Consider the following 19,880-nt stretch of genomic DNA (forward strand, 5'->3'; position numbering starts at 1 on the left):
TTATCTTGCAGTTGGAACTTTAATAATAAACACGGCGCCCCGGGACTGATCCTCCGCCAGTTCAATTAGCCCGCCCAATTTCTGCGTCACCAGGTTGTACACAATCGACAGGCCCAAACCCGAGCCGCCGGTGCGGCGTGCGGTGGTGAAAAAGGGTTCAAAAATTTTATCGCGTATGTCGGCGGGTACACCGCAGCCGTTATCGCGGTAAATCAAATGAATATGTTCAGCCTCTAGCGCCAGAGTGATTGTTATGTGTTTTTGGTCGGTTGCGGCGAACGCGTGATGGATTGAGTTGGTAATCAGGTTGGTAATAATTTGCGCTATGGCGCCGGGGTAGCCGTTAAAAGGCTGTGCGCTGCCGGGCAGTAATTCACAGTGAATTTGGTGTTTGCGCAGCAGTGGTTGCAAGCCTTTAAGTGAGAGTTCGATACAGGCGCGCAGATCAAACACTTCCTGATCATCGGCGATATGAATGGCGCCGGATAATTTAAAGTCGCGCACCAAACCTGCCGCGCGGGTAAGGTTGTGATTAATCAGTTGCAAACCATCGTCCATTCCCTGCAGAAACTGCGCGAACTCTTCCTCGTTTAATTGTTCATTGCGATAGAGTTGCTGCACTTTTTTTAATTCACTGGCGCAGTGGCTGGAAGAAGTGACTGCAATGCCGAGTGGCGTGTTAATTTCGTGGGCGAGGCTGGATACCAAGCGCCCCAGTGACGCGAGTTTTTCACTTTCAATTAATTTTGCTTGGGCCGTATGTAAATTTTCCAGTGCGCGCTGTAAACCCTCGGTGCGCTCATTAATTTTTTGTTCGAGTTGGCTATTAATTTCTTGCAGCTTGCGCTCGTAATCGTTGCGTTGTGCAGCACTCACGGCGCGCCCGTAGGTGTCGGCCAGCGCACTCACAAAGGCAATTTCTTCGTTGGTCCAAACGCGCGCCTCGCCTTGATGCTCACAGCAAATAATGCCGAGCATTATGCCGTGGTGACGAATAGGCGCATCGAGCATGGAACTGATGCCGTGAGGAATTGAATAAGTATCGCGAAATTCGCAGGTGCTGGGGTCAGTGAGGGCATGGTTCGCAACGACCGCGCGCTCGCTATCCAGGCTGGCAAAATAATTGGGGAAGTCACTTCTTGCCAGGCACAAATCCGAGTCCAATTTGCAATCGTCACCGTCGATTAACATCTTGCCGCAAATGGCCTGTTTGTCCTCGGTGAGCAGCCAGATTCCGGCGCGCTGGATGCCCAGCCCGTGAATCGCTGCAGTGAGAATTAACAAACCTGCGGTTTGCATATCCCCCGCATCAATCATGGAGGATTTGGAAACATCCAGCAGCGTATCGTAAAGATTTTTTGGCATAGTCGTCAGTGTGATGGGTAGTCGGGAAAATTGCGGCGAATCTCGCGAAAGTGATCAAACAATTCCAGTGCGGCGGCAACTATTTGCGGATCAAATTGTTTACCGCTGCGCTCGCGCACGTACTGGATGATGTCATTTTCCTGCCAGGGTTTTTTGTAGGAGCGCTCTGAGCCCAGCGCATCTATGACATCAATAATCGCCACTATGCGCCCCTCCAGCGGAATAGCTTCCCCTTTTAAACCGCCAGGGTAGCCCTTACCGTCCCAGTGTTCGTGGTGACTGAGCGCGATACGTGCGCCCATTTTGGCGATGGTGCGTGTAGAATTTTTTAACAGCTCGTAACCAATTTGCGCGTGGGTTTTCATAATTTCCCACTCGGTGTCATCGAGTTTTCCGGGCTTGTGCAAAATACTTTCGGGGATGCCTATTTTGCCTATGTCATGCAGGGGGGAGGCATATTTAAGTGTCTCGGCGTATTCGATTGTCTGCCCGAGTTTCAGCGCGATAAGTTCACACATGAGTGCAACGCGGCGCACATGGGAGCCAGTTTCCTTGGAGCGCTGTTCGATGGCATCGCCCAGAACCAGCAGCAATTCTTTTTGGGTTTCCTGAATATGTTCGCGGTTGTGCAGGTTTTGGAATATGAGGGTAATGTTGGCGGCAAATAATTTTAAAATTTCATCTTGCTGACTGTTATGTGCCTCGTGGAAGCGCGTATACAGCACGCTCTCAGTGCTGCTATTGGTGTGGTAATAGCCGATAAAAATATTGTCATCGCTGTAGGATTGTTGCTGCGCCAGGGTTTGCTCAATCATTTTTTTTACATCGGCCGGCATTATGTCGGCGCTCCATTCGGTATCGAGTTTTACCTCGTCGCCGGTGGCGGCCAGCAGCATCATTTCCGCATCGCCAAATAAATCCACATGGCGGCTGATTAAATACATCTCCGCGGTTTTGATATTCAGCAACTGGATGGTGTGATTCAAAATCGCGTTGCCAAATTGATATAGCGTTTGGCTGCGCAATACCGAGTCGGAAGCCGCAATCACTTTTTGCATGCCGTGTTTACTTTTTTCGATGGTGATTATGTCGCGGTAGGAGCGAATGGAAGAGTAAACGCAGGTTTTTAATTTGGTGTCGGTCAGTTCGGTTTTGCTTTTGTAATCGTTGATGTCGTAGCTGCGAATCACCGTTTCTTCTGGCGCTGTGCCGGGCTGGCCGGTGCGCAATACTATGCGTGTGCTGTGGTTGCCCAGCTGGTTGCGGATTTTGTGAATCAATTGCAAACCGGCATCGTCGCTTTCCATAATCACATCGATAAACGCGAGCGCTATATCCGGGTGATCCTGAAACAGGCGCAAGCCTTCTTCGGCGCTGTAGGCATTCAGGAATTGCAGCGGCAGGTCATCGATGCGGGTGTTTTTTAATACCAATTGCGTAACGGCGTGAATCTGTTCTTCATCGTCGATGATCGCCACTTTCCAGGGTGTACCCAGCGCGCTCTTGGAGGATTGCACACTTGCCGGTTTCAGAAACTTCATAACCTTATCCTGTTTATTGGCGTTTCTTATCTCATACGTGGGCGTTTCATCGCGCTATCACTGCCGATGAACGAATTGTGTTCGCTTTAAACAAAAGTAGCACAGCATCAGCGGGCTTATTGCGGCTTGTCGGATGGTTTTACACTTTTGTTTAAGTTGGCGTTTGATGTGTGACTTAAATCACTGTTTGTGTGGGTTTTTTTATTTGTGGTGTGCAAATTGCTGATTTAAGCGTCGCCGTAATGGCCACTACTTATTAAAACAATTTCTCTTAAATACAAATACTATAAATACGGCATGAGACCTGACTAATGATTAAGGTGTTCATGTGATCAAGCGTATTTTTCACTCTATCGCCATCGGCTTATTGATGGCTGCCAATAGCTATGCACTGCCTGTCGATTTGGGCAAAGCGGGGGCTTACACCCTGCTCGCCACGGGCACCAATGTGCATCATGGCATTCCCCTGTATGGCAACCTGGAGTTGGGTTCAGAGGCTTATATCCACGGCAACGTGGGGGTGCGCAATACCCTGAACATGGCCCATGGTGCAGTTGTGTATGGCAATGCTGATTTTGGCAGCCTCTATCAAAACCCCGGTGCGGCTATTCAGGGCGATGCCAACCAGCAGGGCAGCGCTTTCTGGGATTCGCTCTACAGCGATCTCAAGGCGGCATCGCTCGCGGCTAAAGCCTTGGGCGGCACCAATGCCGGTTATATCAACAGCTCCCAGACTTTTCACCGCCAGGGCGATGTCTCGGTATTCAGCATCACCGGTTTGAATTTAAGTGCGGGCCACAGCCTGACCTTAAAAGGCAATGCGGATGATGTGTTTATCGTCAATGTGGACTATTTCGGGTTTATGTTGGGCGGTGGTGCGGCCATTGTTCTGGATGGCATCAAGGCAGAAAACCTGCTGTTTAACATGCACGGTGCGCTCAATGCCGGCCATGTGAATGTTGCCGCCGGCAGTATGCAGGGTACTTACATAGCGCCCGATGCCTATATGCAACTGGGGGATGGTTTGAACCTGGATGGGGTGCGCTTTTTGGGGGCGGGCATTTCCGGCAACCTGCAAACTGTGCAGGGTTTTCCCGGTGATCAACCTCCGGCGGTGGTGCCTGAGCCGTCGGTATTGTTACTGTTTGGTTTTGGTTTGATGGGCTTGGGGTTAGTGCGTCTGCGCCGTTAATAAATGGTCTACTTACAACGCCCCGCCCCTTTTTAGTGGGGCGAGGCGTTGATTAACAGGTTTAAGCCTCTTCCGCCTCTGGCTGCGCGACCGGCGTGGTTGGGTGATTGCCCCATTCCGCCCAAGAGCCGTGATAGGCGCGAATATTCAAACCTACCGCCTTGCCAACCAAATAGGTAAAGCCCGAGCGGTGGTGGCTCTGGCAGTGGGTGACTATGCGTTTGTCGGCGTTTAGTCCCAGGCTTGCCAAATACTCGCGGGCATCAGTGCGAATACGCAGCGCATTGTTGCGATCCATCAGGTTGGTCCACTCGCAATTGATCGCCCCGGGAATATGGCCATTTTTCTGCGCGGTAATGCGCTCGCCGCGATATTCCGCCGGGCTGCGTGCATCCCATACCACAAAATCGGCGCGATCCATCTCCCCCAGCACATCGGTCAACTCAATCACCACCCGCGGGTCGATTTTCACTTTAATGTCGCTCGGGGTAACTACCGGCGCCTCGGTGGAAAGCGATTGGCCGGAGGCGATCCAGGCATGCAATCCGCCATTCAGGTAGGAGTAGTTTTTGTGGCCTATGGCATCCAGCGTCCAGATCATCCGGCCAGCCCAACCGCCACCCTCGTCGTCATAAACCACCACATGGGTGTCAGGGGTTAAGCCCAAAAAGGAAAATACGCGATTGAGCTTTTCTACCGGTGCGATCTTTCCGGGAAATGGCGCTTCGGCAGCAAGGATTTTTTGCGGCGGCACATGCACTGCACCATCAATGTGCCCCTGCAGGTAAGTTTGCTCGGCACACATATCAATCACCAGCAGCTTGCTGGTGGGTTGCGCGAGCAGCGCGGCCAACTGGGTAGGTTCAATCACAAAGGGCAGGGCCATATTTTTATACCTTTGAAAAGTGTTTTTACCCCCTCCCCTAGCCGGGCGCCCAACTCCCCCTTGGCAGGGGGAGGAGTTTTAGCTCCCTCCCTTTTTTAAGGGGAGGGCAGGGGTGGGGTGCTTTAATTCTCGTTTAACGTGCGCAAAATATAGCGGTATGAGTCCATACGGGTTGCACTGATCGTGCCATCCTCCAGCGCTTTTAAAATCGCACAGCCGGGTTCGTGGCGGTGCGAACAGTCGCGGAACTTGCAGTGACCAATAAAGGGTTTGAACTCGATAAACCCTTCCAGCACTTCGTCCTCCTCCATATGCCACAAACCAAATTCGCGGATACCGGGGGAGTCGATCAAATGGCCGCCGCCGGGGAAGTGCAATAGGGTCGCGCTGGTTGTGGTATGCGTGCCTTGCTGTCTTTCCGACAAATCACCCACGCGTAAGTTCGATTCCGGCAGCAGCGCATTCACCAGCGAGGACTTGCCCACGCCCGACTGCCCCACAAACACGCTGGTGTAATTCTTTAAATACTCGCGCAGCTCATCCAGCCCGTGTTCGGTTTTGGTGGATACCATCAATACGGTGTAACCCAACTGGCGATAGGTGCTTTCCAAATAGCTGACTTTTTCACGGGTGCTGTCATCGATACGGTCGATTTTGTTAATCACCAGAACCGGCTCAATATCAATCGCATTGGCGGCGACCAAATAGCGGTCGATCAAATTGGCGTGGGGTTCGGGGTAGGGCGCGACCACAATCATGATGCGATCAATGTTGGCCGCCACGGTTTTCATATCGCCGTGGGGGTCGGGGCGCTGCAGTGCAGAGTCGCGCGGCATCACCGCCACCACTACACCCATAGGGTTACCGGTGCGCCACACCACTCTATCGCCCGTCACTAGCGAACCCAGGTTGCTGCGGAAATGGCAGCGCTGGTGTTGCCCCGCCAGCTCGCCCTCGGTCGCTTCCACCACCACCTGGGTGCCGTAGTGGGTAATGATCAGCCCCAGCTGCTCCGGCCCCAAATCGCTCTCGTTGAGTTGTTCATCGGCCTGCTTGTCGCGCTTGGCGACACGCGCGGTACGTTCTTCCTGAATCTTGTCGATACGCCACTGCTGGCGGCGGGTGAGTTTGCGTTTAGACATGCGCGAATGATCTTGCTCTGTGAGGTGTGTGATGTTTGCTAGACTGGGTTCTTACTTTAAGCTGCGCGCAATTGTGCCTTATTTGCGCCGTAAAAACCCATGTTGCCGAGGAAAACCCCATGCTGAATGAAAACAACCTGATCTGGATTGATCTGGAAATGACCGGCCTCAACCCGGATACCGACGTGATTATCGAAATCGCCACCATAGTCACCGACGCCGACCTCAACATTCTCGCCGAAGGCCCCGTGTTCGCCATCCACCAGCCTGACAGCATCATGTTAAATATGGATGACTGGAACACCAACCAACACGGCAAATCCGGCCTCACCCAACGCGTGCGCGAAAGCCAAATCAGCCTCGAACAAGCCGAAGCCGAGACGATTAAATTTCTGGAGCAATGGGTACCCAAAGGCAAATCCCCCATCTGCGGCAATTCCATCTGCCAAGACCGCCGCTTCTTAGTGCGCGGCATGCCCAAACTGGAAGATTATTTCCACTACCGCAATTTAGACGTAAGCACCGTAAAAGAATTAGCCCGCCGCTGGCGGCCAGATGTCATTGCCGGCGTGAAAAAATCCGGCGCACATTTGGCGTTGGATGATATTAAGGATTCGATTGCGGAACTGCAGCATTATCGGGCTACGTTTTTTAGGATGGAGTGAATAGCTCCCCCTGTCATATGAGTATTATGGCAGGGGGTATGGTAATTACGGTTGAGTTAGTGTGTTTGCAAGTGCATCGATGTTAGCTTCAACATAGGCTTCAAGTTGATTGGTTATATCGAGAACTCCATCATTTTTATTATAAATTACTGAATCGCTTTGTCTTAAAATTACGAGATCTAATTGGTTGGTCTCCGCATATTCCGCAACCAGTTTACGTAGAACATGATCGGAGTTTTTCTTTACATTTTCTATAAAGTTTGCCCTCTTTGTTCTAAGAGCCTCCTCTTTATCGAGAGATGCTTTGAGATCGAGTATTTCTTTGCTGTTTCGTTCGTTAGAGACGCAATCTATATATTCTTTGCTTGACCGTATCGAGTGATACTTGTCCCAGTCGGGATCGGTGATTATTGCGCCACCATCCATATTTCTTATCTGCCTTGGAAGTGAATCGTTAGCATCTTCAGGAAGAAGTTTTTTGTCACATTTTTCTTTTCCGGCTTTCTCTAACTGAAGTAGAGTTTTTTGTAGATTGTTTTTTTTACGATAGAACTCGCTTTCATCGAAATTAAGTTCATCAGGAAATTTTGCTTTAGATACTAGTTTTTCATTAATAAGGTTTTTAATTTTATATTGCTCAAAGCTAGCCCATTGAAATTGGTGACTTTTAATGGTCTTTTCGGGGGAGTCGCTTTCACCTTTGCAGCCGAATAAGCAAAGTGATAATGCTATTAGAACAGGTAGTATTTTTTTCATTTTCTTTCCTTGGGATTGGCTGTGATTAATTGTGGGTTGTTGCAAAGTGATTTTATCGGTTTTATCAATGCGTTGGTGTGAAGCAGGTTAGATATAGCGGTACTGTCAAAAAGTAACAATTATTTATGCCTCATATATCCATTCCTGCATCAAACACCAGAAACCCACTCTTACCATTTTTTTTAACCTGGTACATAGCTTGGTCGGCTTGTTTCAGGAGTTGGTGCAGGTTTTCGCCTTGGCGGGGGTAGATGCTGATGCCGATGCTGGCGCCGAGTTGGAATTGTTGTTGTGCGATGGTTAGGGGCAGGCAGCACTGGTGCAATAGTTTGTGGGCGATTTGTTGGATTTGTGTTTCGTTTTCTAATTGGGTGGCAATAACGACAAATTCGTCGCCGCCGATGCGTGCGCAAATGTCGGTGCTGCGGGTGCTGGTGAGCAGGCGCTGGGCGATGGTTTTTAATACTTCATCGCCCATGTGATGACCGGCTGTGTCGTTAATCGGTTTGAAATTATCCAGGTCGATATAAAACAGCGCGAGTAGTTGGTGCGGGCGCAGGGCCAGGATCAGGGCTTGTTCAAACAGGGTGTTCATGTAGCGCTGATTATTTAAACCGGTGAGCGGGTCGTGGTAGGCCAGTTCAAGTGCGTGGTGTTCGGCTTCCACTAAGCGTTTTTGAAATTGTAATAACACAATGGATGTCAGGCACAGATATTCAAAGAGCACGAGCAGTGTGCCAATTAAAAAACCTGGCGCTAACCAAAAATCGATAAAACGCAGTACTGGATAGCTCAGCCAGTGCAGTGCAAGCAAGCTACAAGCCGTTGCTGTTAGCAGCAGTATCGGGCGATTAAGGCTGTAGCGTTTTTGATAGCAAATGGCCGCCAATAACCATAAAGCGGCAGCGTTAAACAGACCTATGCCCATTGAAAAAATAACGCGGTCAATGTCACTGCGCCAGCTGAATAGTATCCATAAAAAGCCGCAGGCGATAAAAATTAAATAGGGGTAGGTGTAGCGCCTCAGGTTAAAAAACTGCAAAGCGCCGATTAATAAAAAACATTTTTCCAGCATGATGAAGCTGGTGTAAATGAATTCAATCGCAGCGGAGGAATAATCGGCAGGCAACAATAACAGGCTGAGGCGCGCGCACATGCCAGAAAAAATCGCCAGCGCCCAGCAGCCGGCTCCGGCAGGTGTGCGGGGGATTCTGCTCAACCATGCCAGCAATACCGCGAAGACAAAATAAATGGTTGAGCCGATGATGTTGACCGTATCAAAGAGTGCCATGGTGTGCATCCATGAATGGCAGCGGCGAGGAAGGTATTTATTATACTTCGCCTAAATCATCCTATTTATAATCTCCTGTCATGAACAGTCCGCTGCTCATGACAGGGGATATTTTATTGCCGTGTTATTTAGCCGCCGCTTTATTTTCAAACACCAACACCCGCGCATTTTGTTTGCCATGGGTGGTTGGGTCGGGGCGTGCTTCGGGTGGGCTGTTAAAGCCTAGATCGTCCAGCAATAAATCCATGCGGAACGCGGCGGCCACTATATCCAGGCGGCCATCGCCAGTGACATCTACCAATTGCAGCGACACCAGCCCGGCGGGTTGGCTGGCGATGGGGTGGGCGGTAAATTTTTGCTGGCCATTATTTTCATACCAGACCAACGTTTGGCGGTTGGGGTCGCGCCAAAAATTTACCCAACTGCTCGCCACTACATCCACATCGCCATCGCCATCTATATCGCCGGCCACTACATGGGCGGCGCCATAAAAACGGCCTATGTCGTGAAATTGAAATTGCAGTGTGCCGCGGTTTTCCAGCCACTGCACACCGTGGTAGGGCTTGGGTTCGGTTTGCAAATCAAAAGCATCGCCGTTGGTGAACACAATATCCACATCGCGGTCTTTATCCATATCCACCAGGGTCATTGAGGTGGAGCCAAACATGGGGTGGGGCGCGCGGGCGAGTACACCTTTTTCAAATTGGCCTGCGCCGCGATTAATAAACGCCACAATCATTTCATGCTCTTGCGCAATGAGCGCTACCAAATCCAGCAGGCCATCGCCGTTGAGGTCAGCGGGAGTGATGTTGAGTGCACCGGCGAAAGCGAACAACTGGTGTTTGTGATACTGGCCTGCGCGATTTTCCAGCCAGATAATTTCGCCCTGATTGTTGCCGCCAAATACGGCGATGGCGATATCCAGGTCGCCATCGGCATCCAGGTCAGCCGCTTGTGCATCGGTGACGCGGCCTAAACCGCCCAGCAATAATTCTTGTTTAAATTCCCCCTTTGCTTGCTGGCGCAACAGATAAACCTTGCCGACTTTATCGCTCGCCGGCGGCATCATGCCCAGGTCGGCTAACAAAATATCCTTGTCGCCATCGGCATCTATATCTATCACTTGGGTATTAACGGGCACCTCGGCGCTGGCGAGAATTTTTTCCTGCCATTCATCACCGGTGCGAAATAATTGCACCAATTTTTTTTGTTCGGCATCGGCCAATAAAAAATCCCGGGCGGTGCCAGTTAGGCCTGGTGCTATATCCACCGCGAGTGGTTTGCTGGAGCGGGCACCCAGTTCGCGCACCTGAAATACCACCGGCGATTTGCTCGCCGGTAAATAGGGCAGGCGCGGCAATTCGGTTGGGCTGCTGCCGTAGTAATAGGCTTTGATATCGTGCAGGTGTTCTTCGCTGATAAAAACCTTGCTCATCATTTTGTGGGATAAATCCGCCATGGTTTGCACTACTCTTGGCCAATTTTGTTTGGGCAAAATATTCGGCGGCGGCACCTTGTGGCAGGCGCCGCAGTGGTGATTCACAATCTGGATCACCTCTTCAATGGGCTTAGGCACCGGTTTGGATTTAGGTGCTAAGGCTTGTGCCTGAGCCAAACTGTTGATGGCAAATAGCGGAATACACAGCAGTGCGGCAAACCAGGAGCGGGTGTTGGAGCGCATGAAAGGTTTTTTCCTGTGAATAAAATGGCAGTGTTATTGTGTCGGCCTGAATTGCGCTGGCAAAAAAATCGGCGCGGCTATTTTCCAATATTTTGAAACAAATTTGAGAGAAATAAGCGAATGGATTTTTGTTCATCACCCGGTTTGCTGCCGGTAGCAGAGGCTATGCAGCGAATCTACGCACAATTGGTTCCGCTGCGCGAAACGCAGTGGGTGGATTTGGCGGCCGCGCTGGATTGTGTATTGGCCGAGCCGGTGTGCGCTGCCATTAATGTTCCGGCGAGTGATAACTCTGCGATGGACGGCTATGCGCTGCGCAGTGCAGATACCAGTTCGGGCGCGGAATTCGAGGTGATTGGCCAATCCCTTGCGGGCCACCCCTTTGTGCCTGCCTCGGGCGCTGCACTGGGGGCATTTCAGGCGGTGCGGATAATGACCGGCGCGGTGATTCCTGCGGGGGCCGATACGGTGATCATGCAGGAAAAAGTCACGCGCAGTGGCAATCGCATCCAACTCGATGCGGCAGTGGTGCAAGGCGATAATATTCGTCGCGCCGGCGATGATATAGCGCAGGGCAGTGAACTGCTGGCCAAAGGGCGGCGCATTACGGCGTTGGATATAGGCCTGCTCGCGTCTATTGGCGTGGCTCAGGTAAAAGTCTATCGCCGATTGCGGGTGGCACTCTTAACCACTGGCGATGAATTATTGCCGCTCAGCTTGTCGCCCGGCTCGTCACCTTTGGCTGCGCCGCAAGCCGGAAAAATATATGACTCCAATCGCCCTTTACTGGTGGCTTTATTGCAGCGCTTGAATGTCGAGATACAGGATTTGGGCATTATTGCGGATGACATTACCGCCCTGCGTGCGGCTTTTTTACAGGCCAGTGAATGGGCCGATGTGGTGATTTCTACCGGCGGTGTATCGGTGGGCGATGCGGACTACACCAAGGATGTGTTGGAAGAATTGGGGCAGATTGATTTTTGGAAAATCGCCATGAAACCCGGTAAGCCTTTTGCTTTCGGGCGCCTTGGGCATGGTTGGTTTTTTGGTTTGCCGGGCAACCCGGTATCCACGGCAGTGACCTATCACCAACTGGTAGTGCCGGCATTGCGTTACATGGCTGGAGAAAACCTTGTGGCGGTATCGCTTTTAATAGCAGTGGCGGGGCAAGCCTTGAAAAAACAGCCGGGGCGTATGGATTTCCAGCGCGGCATTTTGCGCACCGAGCAGGGGCTTAATAAGGTCTACAGCGCTGGCGCGCAAAGCTCGGGCGTGCTCAGCAGTATGGCCAGGGCGAATTGTTATATCTGCCTTGAAGCGGAGCGCGGCAATGTCGCAGCGGGTGAAACTGTATCGGTTATTCCCTTCGATGAATTTATTCGTTAGTTAATATTTATTTTCACGTTTATTTTTTTAATCCTTCTTATAAAAGTTCATGCCAGTTTGCGTTAGGTCAAAAAGCGCGGGTTGAAAATCTTTTAGCCTCTGCGCCTTTTTTGACGGCGCATCAAGCCGTAGGTTTTTTATCGCCCCGGACTGTGTATGAACTTGCCTTTGCCTCCAACCACAAATACCCGGCTTAAACGGCCGGAGCTTTTATCACCCGCCGGCAGTTTGAAAGCCATGCGCACAGCGTTTGCCTATGGCGCCGATGCCATTTATGCCGGTTTGCCGCGCTACAGTTTGCGCGTGCGCAATAACGAATTTTCCTTAGAAAATTTAGCGCTGGGCATCGCCGAAGCGCAGCGCCAGCACAAGCGTTTTTATGTGGTGGTGAACCTCATGCCCCACAACGCCAAAATTCAGGATTTGATAAAAAACATGGCGCCGGTGGTGGCCTTAAAACCCGATGCGCTGATTGTGGCTGACCCGGGCGTTATTTATTTATTGCGCGAAGCTTTTCCCGATATGCCGCTGCACTTGTCGGTGCAAGCCAATACCATGAATTGGGCGGCGGTAAAATTCTGGCAGGCGCAGGGCATTAGCCGGATTATTTTGTCGCGCGAGTTGGGCCTAAATGAAATCGCGGAAATAAAACAGCGCTGCCCGGATATGGAATTGGAAGTGTTTGTGCACGGCGCTTTGTGTATGGCCTATTCAGGTCGCTGTTTGATTTCCAACTACATGGACAAACGCGACCCCAATCAGGGTGCTTGTACCAATGCCTGCCGCTGGTCCTATGATGTGTGCGATAAATCCTCCAGCGCGCAAGAGGCTTCTGGCTGTGCCTCCCACACGGATTACAAAACCTTGGCGGTGACAGCGGCGGATGATCCGCACTCCCACTATTTGTTGGAGGAGGATGAACATGGCAGTTATTTATTTAACTCCAAGGATTTGCGCGCGGTCGCTCTGGTGGAAAAACTCGCCGCGATTGGAGTGGATTCACTCAAGATCGAAGGCCGCACTAAATCACCTTATTACGTTGGGCGCACGGCGCAGGTGTATCGCCGTGCTATCGATGATGCTGTCGCTGGCAAACCTTTTGATAATAATTTGCTGCGTGAATTGGATGGCATGGCCAATCGCGGTTACACCGAAGGATTTTTGCGTCGCCACCAGCAGCAAAATCTGCAGAATTACGAGCGCAATTTTAGTGTGGGTTTGCAGCAAGTAGTGGGCGAGGTGATTGATCGCACAGCGACTGGACAATTGATTATCGATGTAAAAAATCGCTTCAGTGTGGGCGATGCTTGTGTGCTCATGACGCCGGTTGGCAATATCAATTTCACACTGGAAAAAATCTACCACTTACAAGGCCAGCCAATCACAGTGGCTCCAGGTTCAGGTCACATAGTTTGTATCGAATTGCCCGCGCCACTGCAGGCGAATTTGCTGCAAGCGCTGGATCAACATTTGTTGGCCAGTGTCATGCTGATCAAGGACGGTAATTGAAATGACTGGCTCCACCACTAGCGCCCTGCAGGCTTACCGCGTCTGGATTGATGACAGCTGTATCAATTGCGACATGTGTGTACCTGAGTGCCCGAGCGAGGCCATCAGTATGGGCGCTGTGCATTATCAAATTGATACTGAACAATGCATTTTGTGCGAGGGTTTTTACGAGCGCGAAACCTGCATTGCGGTTTGCCCGCTGGGTTCGGTAATAAAACGTTCTGATTAGTCAGTGTGTTAACACGGCCCGCTTAACCGGGCCGGCCATCGACTCGTGGGCTTGTCAGGATCGGCCAATAAATCCAGGTAAAAACGCCGAATGCGATGGTCCAGCCCGAGGCGGAGATGACCAATCCCATTTGATAATCCAACCAATCCAACGCTGCCAAGACGCGGGCAACTGCCGCGAGGCTGATCGCGATATAAATCAGCAGACCCCAGCGTGGCAATGACAAGGGCCTGCCGGTATGACCAAGGGCGACTCGGCTCATTACACCCAGAATCAAGGTTCCCATGGCACCAGCACCCAAGGCATGTAACCAAGCGCTGGGGGCAACCCACGCAAACGCGGCAAGCCCTTTCAGCAGCAGGCCAAGCACAATCCAGCCATAACCCAAATGGAGTATCCACAGCAGGGGTTCAGGTGCGGTGCGCCAACCCACCCAGCCTAGCAGGCGCAGAGCGTTGACAAGGGCTGCGACCAGAGCGATTGCCCCCAGTAATCCTGGTTCGTGTGTAGGCCCAAACAAATCAACCAGTATTACCAGCAATGTGCTCAGGAGTGCGGCAGCGTCGAGTGCCGGGTATGAACGGGGCAGGAGCCCTGTTGCACCCCGGTTGCGCAGCCAATTGCCGGTAAATAGCGGAATAATTCGCCCACCTATCATCACCATCATCAAGGTGACTAGCCCCAGTGCCAGCTGTTCGCCCCATTGCAACCATTGTATTTGACCATCCACAAAGCCGTAGTGCATGAGGGCATTAGCGAGTGTGAGTAAGACCAGAATAAGCGCCAGCGGCAAGTTGCGTTTGTTGCCATGAAACAGGAGCACCCGCGTGACGTACACCGTGAGCGCAAATAGAAAAGCCATGTCCAAACCTGCAACCACTATGGCAGGCCAATAACTGGCAGTCCAAAAGGCAATACGCCCAATCAGCCATAACAACAGCAGCATTAGCAAACCCCTGTTGCGCAGGGGCGCGGCTCCAGTCCAATTGCATATAGCGGTCAGAATAAAGCCCGCAATAGCGGCACTGCCCAAACCAAACAGCATTTCATGGCTATGCCAATGTAGTGGCGACCAGCCCAGTGGCAGGGGGAGTCCTCCCAGTAAAAAAGCCATCCAAGCCAGGATAGTGATGGCGCCGTAAATACCGGTTAGCAAGAAGAAGGGGCGAAAGGGGTAAGCGAGAATCGGAGTTGACATAGATAGCGCCGTAAACAGTTTTGCTCGATAGTGTCCAGGTCCATTGGAAACCAGACTTTGGGCGAACTCCTTGATATCTATCAATTGCGACAGGTATAGCAGCGGTTATGTTCAATAAAAAAGCCGGATATCCAAAAAATATCCGGCTTTTGTAGAGCCTAAAAACACAAGTGCGGGCGATGTGTGGCGCTGCCTACGCTGTGCTTGCTTGGATGTTAAATAAATAATTAGATGTTAAATAAATAATTACACGTTAAACAAAAAGTGCAGTACGTCGCCGTCTTTTACTACGTACTCTTTGCCTTCTTTGCGGGATTTACCGGCAGTTTTAGCACCTTGTTCGCCTTTGTATTGCACAAAGTCGTCATAGGCGATGGTTTCAGCGCGGATAAAACCTTTTTCAAAATCGGTGTGGATTACACCGGCGGCCTGTGGTGCGGTGGCGCCAATCGGAATAGTCCAGGCGCGCACTTCTTTGACGCCGGCGGTGAAGTAGGTGTGCAAGCCCAGCAACTGGTAGCCAGCGCGGATCACGCGGTTCAAGCCCGGTTCGTCCATGCCCATTTCATCCAGAAACTCTTTTTTGTCAGCGCCTTCCAGTTCGGCGATGTCGGCTTCCAGCTTGTTGCAAATCGGCACCACAATGGAGTTTTCTTCCGCAGCGATTTTGCGTACTACATCCAAGTGCGGGTTATTTTCAAAACCGTCTTCCGCCACGTTGGCAATGTACATGGTGGGTTTGAGGGTCAGCAGGTTGATCTCTTTCAGCATCGCCACTTCGTCTTTGTCCAAACCAAAGGAGCGCAAGGGCTTGGCTTGATCCAGATGTGGCTGGACTTTCTCCAGCAGGGTCTTAATGGCGATGGCGTGTTTGTCGCCGCCCTTGGCGGATTTGGCATAACGGTTGATGGCTTTGTCCACCGCTTCCAAATCGGCCAGCGCCAGTTCGGTGTTGATCACTTCAATATCCGCTGCCGGATCTACACCGTTGGCCACGTGAATCACGTTATCGTCGTCAAAGCAGCGCACTACGTGGGCGATGGCATCGGTTTCGCGGATATTCGCGAGGAATTTGTTGCCCAAACCTTCACCCTTGGAGGCACCGGCAACCAAACCGGCAATGTCCACAAATTCCATGGTGGTAGGCACGATGCGCTCAGGTTTGACTATCTCGGCCAGGGTGTCCAAACGCGGATCCGGCACCACCACGATACCGGCGTTAGGCTCGATGGTGCAGAAGGGGAAGTTTTCCGCGCTGATGCCAGCGTTGGTCAGAGCGTTAAACAGAGTAGATTTGCCGACGTTGGGCAGGCCGACGATGCCGCAGTTAAAACCCATGGTGTGTATCCAAAGTCAATTCGAGAAGAAGTAGCAAAGTGCTGCGTAAAAGAGTACTGCGTGAAAAGTGCGCGATTATATAGGCTTGCGCTTGCCATATATAGGCTTGCGCCGCCTTATCCGGGCTTGCCGCCTGCGATAAACAGCTTAGGTATTTTCCGCGGCGGGTTTGGGGGCGGGAGCTTTTTTAGCTTCCGCCTTTTTGGCATCGGTGTGCAGGGCTTTCATCGCCGTGTTCCAGTCACCTTTGATGGCGTCAGGCAGGCAGTTAATCGCCCGGTTGATTGCCTCATCAATCAATTCCTGTTCGGCGGCAGGCGCGCGCTTCAACACAAAGTTGGCCACTTGCGCGGCCACACCGGGGTGGCCAATGCCCAGGCGCAGGCGCGGAAAATTCTGGTTGTTGCCGAGCGCGGCGATGATATCGCGCAGGCCATTGTGACCGCCGTGACCGCCGCCCTGTTTGAACCGAGCGACGCCGGGGGCTAAATCCAGCTCATCGTGAGCGACGAGAATTGCCGCGGGTTCAATCTTGAAAAAGTTCGCCAGCGCACCCACCGCTTGCCCGCTGCGGTTCATATAGGTGGTGGGCACTAGCAAGCGCAAATCGCGCCCCTGGTAATTCACCTTCGCGGTTAAACCAAAATATTTGCTGTCGGTGCTCAGGCTGGTGCCCAGTTTGTGCGCCAGCTCGATCACAAAATCCTGCCCCGCGTTGTGGCGGGTACGGTCGTATTCGCTGCCGGGGTTGCCGAGGCCGACAATTAATTGAATTTGGTTGCTCATAGTGAACCTCTGCAGCCGTCGCTGATGAGTAAACATTAATCGGCGCTACAGCGCTCGCGGCGCGCATTGTCGCCCTAACGGCGGGCAAAAAAAAGGCCGGATCCGCAGATCCAGCCTTTTTAGCAGGGAGAAAAAAGCGATTAAGCTTCTTCGCCTTCTGCACCGCCTTTTGGCTTCTGGATAGTAACAACGGCCAAATCGTGGTCTGCGCCTTTTTGCAAATCGGTAGAAACAACACCGCTTGGCAATTTCAGGTCAGAAATGTGCAGGATGGTGCCCACTTCAACGTTGGCCAAGTCCACTTCAATGAACTCTGGCAATTGGTGCGGGAAGCACACAACGTCCAATTGAGTCAGGTTGTGAACCACTTTACCGCCCTGGATTTTCACGCCTTTAGAAGACGCTTCATTGATGAAGTGCAGAGGTACGTGAGTGTGTACCTTGGTTGACTTGTCAATGCGCAGGAAGTCCAGGTGCAGCACAACTGGCTTGGATGGGTGACGTTGAACGTCTTTCAAAATCACATCTTGTGCAGTGCCATCAACGTTCAGGCTGATGATGTGAGAGTAGAAAGCTTCGTGTTCCAAGTGCTTCATCAGCTCGTTGGCAGAAACAGAAACGCTAACAGGTGCTACGTTGCCACCGTAAATAACAGCGGGAACTTGAGCAGCCAAACGACGCAGGCGGCGGCTCGCACCTTTCCCCAAGTCGTTACGGGCAGTTGCATCTAATTTAAAGTCTTCAGACATTTTATCGTCCTCAATTTTCCGTGTAGATCCGCGACCAGAATCTACCGGGTTTCAGTGACCACACAGCAGCATGTTGTGTGGCGGTTTACCGGATTGCCAGTGGCTAGCCTTGACAGGTTAGCGGAACATGGCGCTCAGGGATTCTTCATTGCTCAAGCGACGCACCGCTTCAGCGAGCATTTTTGACAAGGTCAAACTGCGAATACGCGGGCAGTTTTTGGCAGCCTCGCTCAGTGGAATTGAGTCGGTCACTACCAACTGATCCAATTCGGAGTTGTTGATGTTATCGATTGCCTTGCCAGACAGCACCGGGTGGGTACAGTAGGCGATAACCTTCTTGGCGCCTTGGGCTTTCAGGGCTTTGGCGGCGCTGCACAAGGTGCCGGCGGTGTCGATAATGTCATCCACCAACAGACAGGTGCGGCCTTCTACTTCGCCAATAATGTGCATCACTTCGGCAACGTTGGCGCGCGGACGGCGCTTGTCGATAATCGACAGGTCTATGCCCAATTGTTTGGCCACTGCGCGGGCGCGCACTACGCCGCCAATATCGGGTGATACCACAATCAAGTCTTCAAATTTTTGCTGTTCTATATCTTCCAGCAGCACGGGTGAGCCGTAGACGTTATCTACCGGAACATCAAAAAAGCCCTGGATTTGCTCGGCGTGCAGGTCAACGGTGAGTACGCGGTCAACGCCCACGCCTACCATCATGTCTGCTACCACTTTAGCGGTAATGGGTACGCGGGCTGAGCGCACGCGGCGATCCTGACGGGCGTAACCAAAATAAGGGACTACCGCCGTGATGCGACCGGCGGAGGCGCGACGCAGCGCATCCACCATCACAATCAGTTCCATCAGGTTGTCATTGGTGGGGGCGCAGGTTGGTTGCACCACAAACACATCGCGACCGCGCACGTTATCGTGCAGTTCTACCGCAATTTCACCATCAGAGAATTGAGAAACAGATACGTTGCCCAGGGGCATGCCCAGATGGTCGACAATTTTTTTGGCGAGATCAGGGTTTGCGTTGCCGGTAAAGACCATTAAGTCAGTCACGTCAGATACCTTTTGGTGATTGCTGGGGTGATGCTGGAAGCCTGAATTTGAAACTCTTGGAAACCTGTTTCTGCAAAGCAGGTTTTTTTACCCTAGGAAAAGCCTGCTGATAAAGCAGCTGGAAAAGAGTAAACGAGATGGGAAATTGATTGTTCATACTGAGAAATAGATGGCAGGGGCGGAAGGACTCGAACCTACGAATGGCGGGATCAAAACCCGCTGCCTTACCACTTGGCGACGCCCCTGTTGTGCTTGATCAGTCTGACGGTAGCAGCTTGTATAACGGCGACTGGTTAACACCTTGCGCTATAAAGCTGGGCAGATCTTTTGGCAAATTTGCCTGCACTTGCTGTGCTTGTTCTGCCGATTCGAAACTTGCAAAAACGCAGGCTCCGGTTCCCGTCATTCTCGCGTTGCGATCAAATTTCTGTAGCAAAATGAGTGCTTTATCAACTGCTGGATAGAGCCTTCTCACTAGCGCTTCGCAGTCATTTTTACCGCCCCGCTCAAGGAAGGCCGCCACTTTAATGGCGGGCGAATCTCTTGTCAAATCTTTATGTGAAAAAATTTCTGCAGTGGATACATGGCAATCAGGTTGTGCAACCAAAAACCATTTTGGTTGCGTTTTGATAGGTTCCAGCGCCTCGCCCACCCCTTCTGCCCAAGCGGTTTGGGCATTAATAAATACGGGTACATCTGCTCCCAATTGCAAGCCAAGGGATTGCAATTGGTTTTTGCTTAGCCCGCAACCCCACAAATGGTTAAGTGCCACTAATGTGGTTGCTGCATTGCTGCTGCCGCCACCAATACCGCCGCCCATAGGCAAGCGTTTGAGAAGTTGGATATCTACCCCGTCATCTGGTTTTTTGTAGGGTTCAAGTTTGCGCACTGCTTTGATAATCAAATTGTGCTCAAAATCTACGCCAGGTAGTTCTGGGGTGAGGCTGATTTGGCCATCGTGACGTGTACAGAAAGTCATTTCATCGCCGTAGTCGAGCAACTGAAATAAGGTTTGCAGATTGTGGTAACCATCGGCACGACGGCCGGTGATATGTAAAAACAGATTCAGTTTGGCCGGGGATAACAGGGTCAGGCTGCTCATTTATC

General features: G+C 51.6%; 18 protein-coding genes and 1 tRNA gene. 5 read left to right on the forward strand and 14 right to left on the reverse strand.

All coding sequences use genetic code 11. The features are described 5' to 3' along the window. Positions 1 to 1,365, reverse strand: coding sequence for an ATP-binding protein (locus ACFODX_RS10555; RefSeq protein ID WP_378118851.1), 1,365 nt, complete (start codon positions 1,363 to 1,365; stop codon positions 1 to 3). Between the two features lie 5 nt (positions 1,366 to 1,370). Beyond that, positions 1,371 to 2,906, reverse strand: coding sequence for a DUF3369 domain-containing protein (locus tag ACFODX_RS10560; RefSeq protein WP_378118853.1), 1,536 nt, complete (start codon positions 2,904 to 2,906; stop codon positions 1,371 to 1,373). Between the two features lie 328 nt (positions 2,907 to 3,234). Here ACFODX_RS10560 and ACFODX_RS10565 point away from each other — a divergent pair, with 328 nt between their 5' ends. Further along, positions 3,235 to 4,098, forward strand: a complete 864-nt coding sequence (locus tag ACFODX_RS10565; protein ID WP_378118855.1) for a PEP-CTERM sorting domain-containing protein — start codon at positions 3,235 to 3,237, stop codon at positions 4,096 to 4,098. 61 nt (positions 4,099 to 4,159) lie between these two features. On the opposite strand, the gene ACFODX_RS10570 is transcribed toward ACFODX_RS10565, so the two are convergent. Then, positions 4,160 to 4,984, reverse strand: a complete 825-nt coding sequence (locus ACFODX_RS10570; protein WP_378118857.1) for a sulfurtransferase — start codon at positions 4,982 to 4,984, stop codon at positions 4,160 to 4,162. A gap of 122 nt (positions 4,985 to 5,106) precedes the next feature. Continuing rightward, positions 5,107 to 6,126 (reverse strand): small ribosomal subunit biogenesis GTPase RsgA, encoded by a 1,020-nt coding sequence (gene rsgA / locus ACFODX_RS10575; protein WP_378118859.1) that lies wholly within the window; start codon positions 6,124 to 6,126, stop codon positions 5,107 to 5,109. A gap of 119 nt (positions 6,127 to 6,245) precedes the next feature. On the opposite strand from rsgA, the gene orn reads away from it, so the two are divergent. Next, on the forward strand, positions 6,246 to 6,791 hold the full coding sequence (gene orn / locus ACFODX_RS10580; RefSeq protein WP_378118861.1) for an oligoribonuclease: 546 nt from the start codon (positions 6,246 to 6,248) through the stop codon (positions 6,789 to 6,791). Between the two features lie 45 nt (positions 6,792 to 6,836). Here the strand turns inward: orn and ACFODX_RS10585 are convergent, their stop codons facing one another. The 3 genes from ACFODX_RS10585 to ACFODX_RS10595 all read right to left on the reverse strand — a co-directional run bounded on the left by ACFODX_RS10585 (position 6,837) and on the right by ACFODX_RS10595 (position 10,519). Next, the gene (locus ACFODX_RS10585; protein ID WP_378118863.1) at positions 6,837 to 7,547 is read right to left on the reverse strand and encodes a hypothetical protein; all 711 of its coding nucleotides are present in this window, start codon (positions 7,545 to 7,547) and stop codon (positions 6,837 to 6,839) included. A gap of 130 nt (positions 7,548 to 7,677) precedes the next feature. After that, positions 7,678 to 8,838: a diguanylate cyclase domain-containing protein gene (locus ACFODX_RS10590; RefSeq protein WP_378118865.1), complete on the reverse strand. Its 1,161-nt coding sequence runs from the start codon at positions 8,836 to 8,838 to the stop codon at positions 7,678 to 7,680. 124 nt (positions 8,839 to 8,962) lie between these two features. Continuing rightward, a complete protein-coding gene (locus ACFODX_RS10595) occupies positions 8,963 to 10,519 on the reverse strand; it encodes an FG-GAP-like repeat-containing protein (protein WP_378118867.1) in 1,557 nt (518 codons plus the stop codon). A gap of 120 nt (positions 10,520 to 10,639) precedes the next feature. Here ACFODX_RS10595 and moeA point away from each other — a divergent pair, with 120 nt between their 5' ends. The 3 genes from moeA (at position 10,640) to ACFODX_RS10610 (ending at position 13,643) form a co-directional block, all read left to right on the forward strand. Beyond that, entirely contained in the window at positions 10,640 to 11,905 is a 1,266-nt protein-coding gene (gene moeA / locus ACFODX_RS10600) for a molybdopterin molybdotransferase MoeA (protein WP_378118869.1), read from the forward strand. 156 nt (positions 11,906 to 12,061) lie between these two features. After that, complete coding sequence (trhP, locus tag ACFODX_RS10605) at positions 12,062 to 13,414, forward strand: prephenate-dependent tRNA uridine(34) hydroxylase TrhP (RefSeq protein WP_378118871.1); 1,353 nt, start codon at positions 12,062 to 12,064, stop codon at positions 13,412 to 13,414. A gap of 1 nt (position 13,415) precedes the next feature. Continuing rightward, positions 13,416 to 13,643, forward strand: coding sequence for a 4Fe-4S binding protein (locus ACFODX_RS10610; RefSeq protein ID WP_378118873.1), 228 nt, complete (start codon positions 13,416 to 13,418; stop codon positions 13,641 to 13,643). 22 nt (positions 13,644 to 13,665) lie between these two features. Here ACFODX_RS10610 and ACFODX_RS10615 read toward each other — a convergent pair whose 3' ends face one another. The 7 genes from ACFODX_RS10615 to ispE form a co-directional block, all read right to left on the reverse strand. Further along, positions 13,666 to 14,841: an NnrS family protein gene (locus ACFODX_RS10615; protein WP_378118875.1), complete on the reverse strand. Its 1,176-nt coding sequence runs from the start codon at positions 14,839 to 14,841 to the stop codon at positions 13,666 to 13,668. Positions 14,842 to 15,087: 246 nt separating this feature from the next. Further along, entirely contained in the window at positions 15,088 to 16,179 is a 1,092-nt protein-coding gene (ychF, locus tag ACFODX_RS10620) for a redox-regulated ATPase YchF (protein ID WP_378118877.1), read from the reverse strand. Positions 16,180 to 16,326: 147 nt separating this feature from the next. After that, the gene (gene pth / locus ACFODX_RS10625) at positions 16,327 to 16,965 is read right to left on the reverse strand and encodes an aminoacyl-tRNA hydrolase (RefSeq protein ID WP_378118879.1); all 639 of its coding nucleotides are present in this window, start codon (positions 16,963 to 16,965) and stop codon (positions 16,327 to 16,329) included. Positions 16,966 to 17,105: 140 nt separating this feature from the next. Next, positions 17,106 to 17,714 (reverse strand): 50S ribosomal protein L25/general stress protein Ctc, encoded by a 609-nt coding sequence (locus tag ACFODX_RS10630; RefSeq protein ID WP_378118881.1) that lies wholly within the window; start codon positions 17,712 to 17,714, stop codon positions 17,106 to 17,108. A 117-nt stretch (positions 17,715 to 17,831) separates the two neighbouring features. Continuing rightward, complete coding sequence (locus ACFODX_RS10635) at positions 17,832 to 18,761, reverse strand: ribose-phosphate pyrophosphokinase (protein ID WP_324258643.1); 930 nt, start codon at positions 18,759 to 18,761, stop codon at positions 17,832 to 17,834. Positions 18,762 to 18,943: 182 nt separating this feature from the next. Then, positions 18,944 to 19,018 (reverse strand) — tRNA-Gln (locus ACFODX_RS10640). 11 nt (positions 19,019 to 19,029) lie between these two features. After that, entirely contained in the window at positions 19,030 to 19,875 is an 846-nt protein-coding gene (gene ispE, locus ACFODX_RS10645; RefSeq protein ID WP_378118883.1) for a 4-(cytidine 5'-diphospho)-2-C-methyl-D-erythritol kinase, read from the reverse strand. Positions 19,876 to 19,880: the final 5 nt, after the last annotated feature.

The organism is Cellvibrio fontiphilus (assembly GCF_042646205.1).
Classification (GTDB): Bacteria; Pseudomonadota; Gammaproteobacteria; order Pseudomonadales; family Cellvibrionaceae; genus Cellvibrio; species Cellvibrio fontiphilus_A.

Bases quoted from the DNA above. Each gene is read 5' to 3' on its own strand.
- ACFODX_RS10615 (WP_378118875.1), bottom strand. From the start codon at position 14,841: ATGTCAACTCCGATTCTCGCTTACCCCTTTCGCCCCTTCTTCTTGCTA.
- ychF (WP_378118877.1), bottom strand. From the start codon at position 16,179: ATGGGTTTTAACTGCGGCATCGTCGGCCTGCCCAACGTCGGCAAATCT.
- ACFODX_RS10635 (WP_324258643.1), bottom strand. From the start codon at position 18,761: ATGGTCTTTACCGGCAACGCAAACCCTGATCTCGCCAAAAAAATTGTC.
- ispE (WP_378118883.1), bottom strand. From the start codon at position 19,875: ATGAGCAGCCTGACCCTGTTATCCCCGGCCAAACTGAATCTGTTTTTA.
- ACFODX_RS10590 (WP_378118865.1), bottom strand. From the start codon at position 8,838: ATGGCACTCTTTGATACGGTCAACATCATCGGCTCAACCATTTATTTT.
- ACFODX_RS10630 (WP_378118881.1), bottom strand. From the start codon at position 17,714: ATGTCTGAAGACTTTAAATTAGATGCAACTGCCCGTAACGACTTGGGG.
- moeA (WP_378118869.1), top strand. From the start codon at position 10,640: ATGGATTTTTGTTCATCACCCGGTTTGCTGCCGGTAGCAGAGGCTATG.
- orn (WP_378118861.1), top strand. From the start codon at position 6,246: ATGCTGAATGAAAACAACCTGATCTGGATTGATCTGGAAATGACCGGC.
- ACFODX_RS10570 (WP_378118857.1), bottom strand. From the start codon at position 4,984: ATGGCCCTGCCCTTTGTGATTGAACCTACCCAGTTGGCCGCGCTGCTC.
- ACFODX_RS10595 (WP_378118867.1), bottom strand. From the start codon at position 10,519: ATGCGCTCCAACACCCGCTCCTGGTTTGCCGCACTGCTGTGTATTCCG.
- ACFODX_RS10585 (WP_378118863.1), bottom strand. From the start codon at position 7,547: ATGAAAAAAATACTACCTGTTCTAATAGCATTATCACTTTGCTTATTC.
- pth (WP_378118879.1), bottom strand. From the start codon at position 16,965: ATGAGCAACCAAATTCAATTAATTGTCGGCCTCGGCAACCCCGGCAGC.
- rsgA (WP_378118859.1), bottom strand. From the start codon at position 6,126: ATGTCTAAACGCAAACTCACCCGCCGCCAGCAGTGGCGTATCGACAAG.
- ACFODX_RS10560 (WP_378118853.1), bottom strand. From the start codon at position 2,906: ATGAAGTTTCTGAAACCGGCAAGTGTGCAATCCTCCAAGAGCGCGCTG.
- trhP (WP_378118871.1), top strand. From the start codon at position 12,062: ATGAACTTGCCTTTGCCTCCAACCACAAATACCCGGCTTAAACGGCCG.
- ACFODX_RS10610 (WP_378118873.1), top strand. From the start codon at position 13,416: ATGACTGGCTCCACCACTAGCGCCCTGCAGGCTTACCGCGTCTGGATT.
- ACFODX_RS10555 (WP_378118851.1), bottom strand. From the start codon at position 1,365: ATGCCAAAAAATCTTTACGATACGCTGCTGGATGTTTCCAAATCCTCC.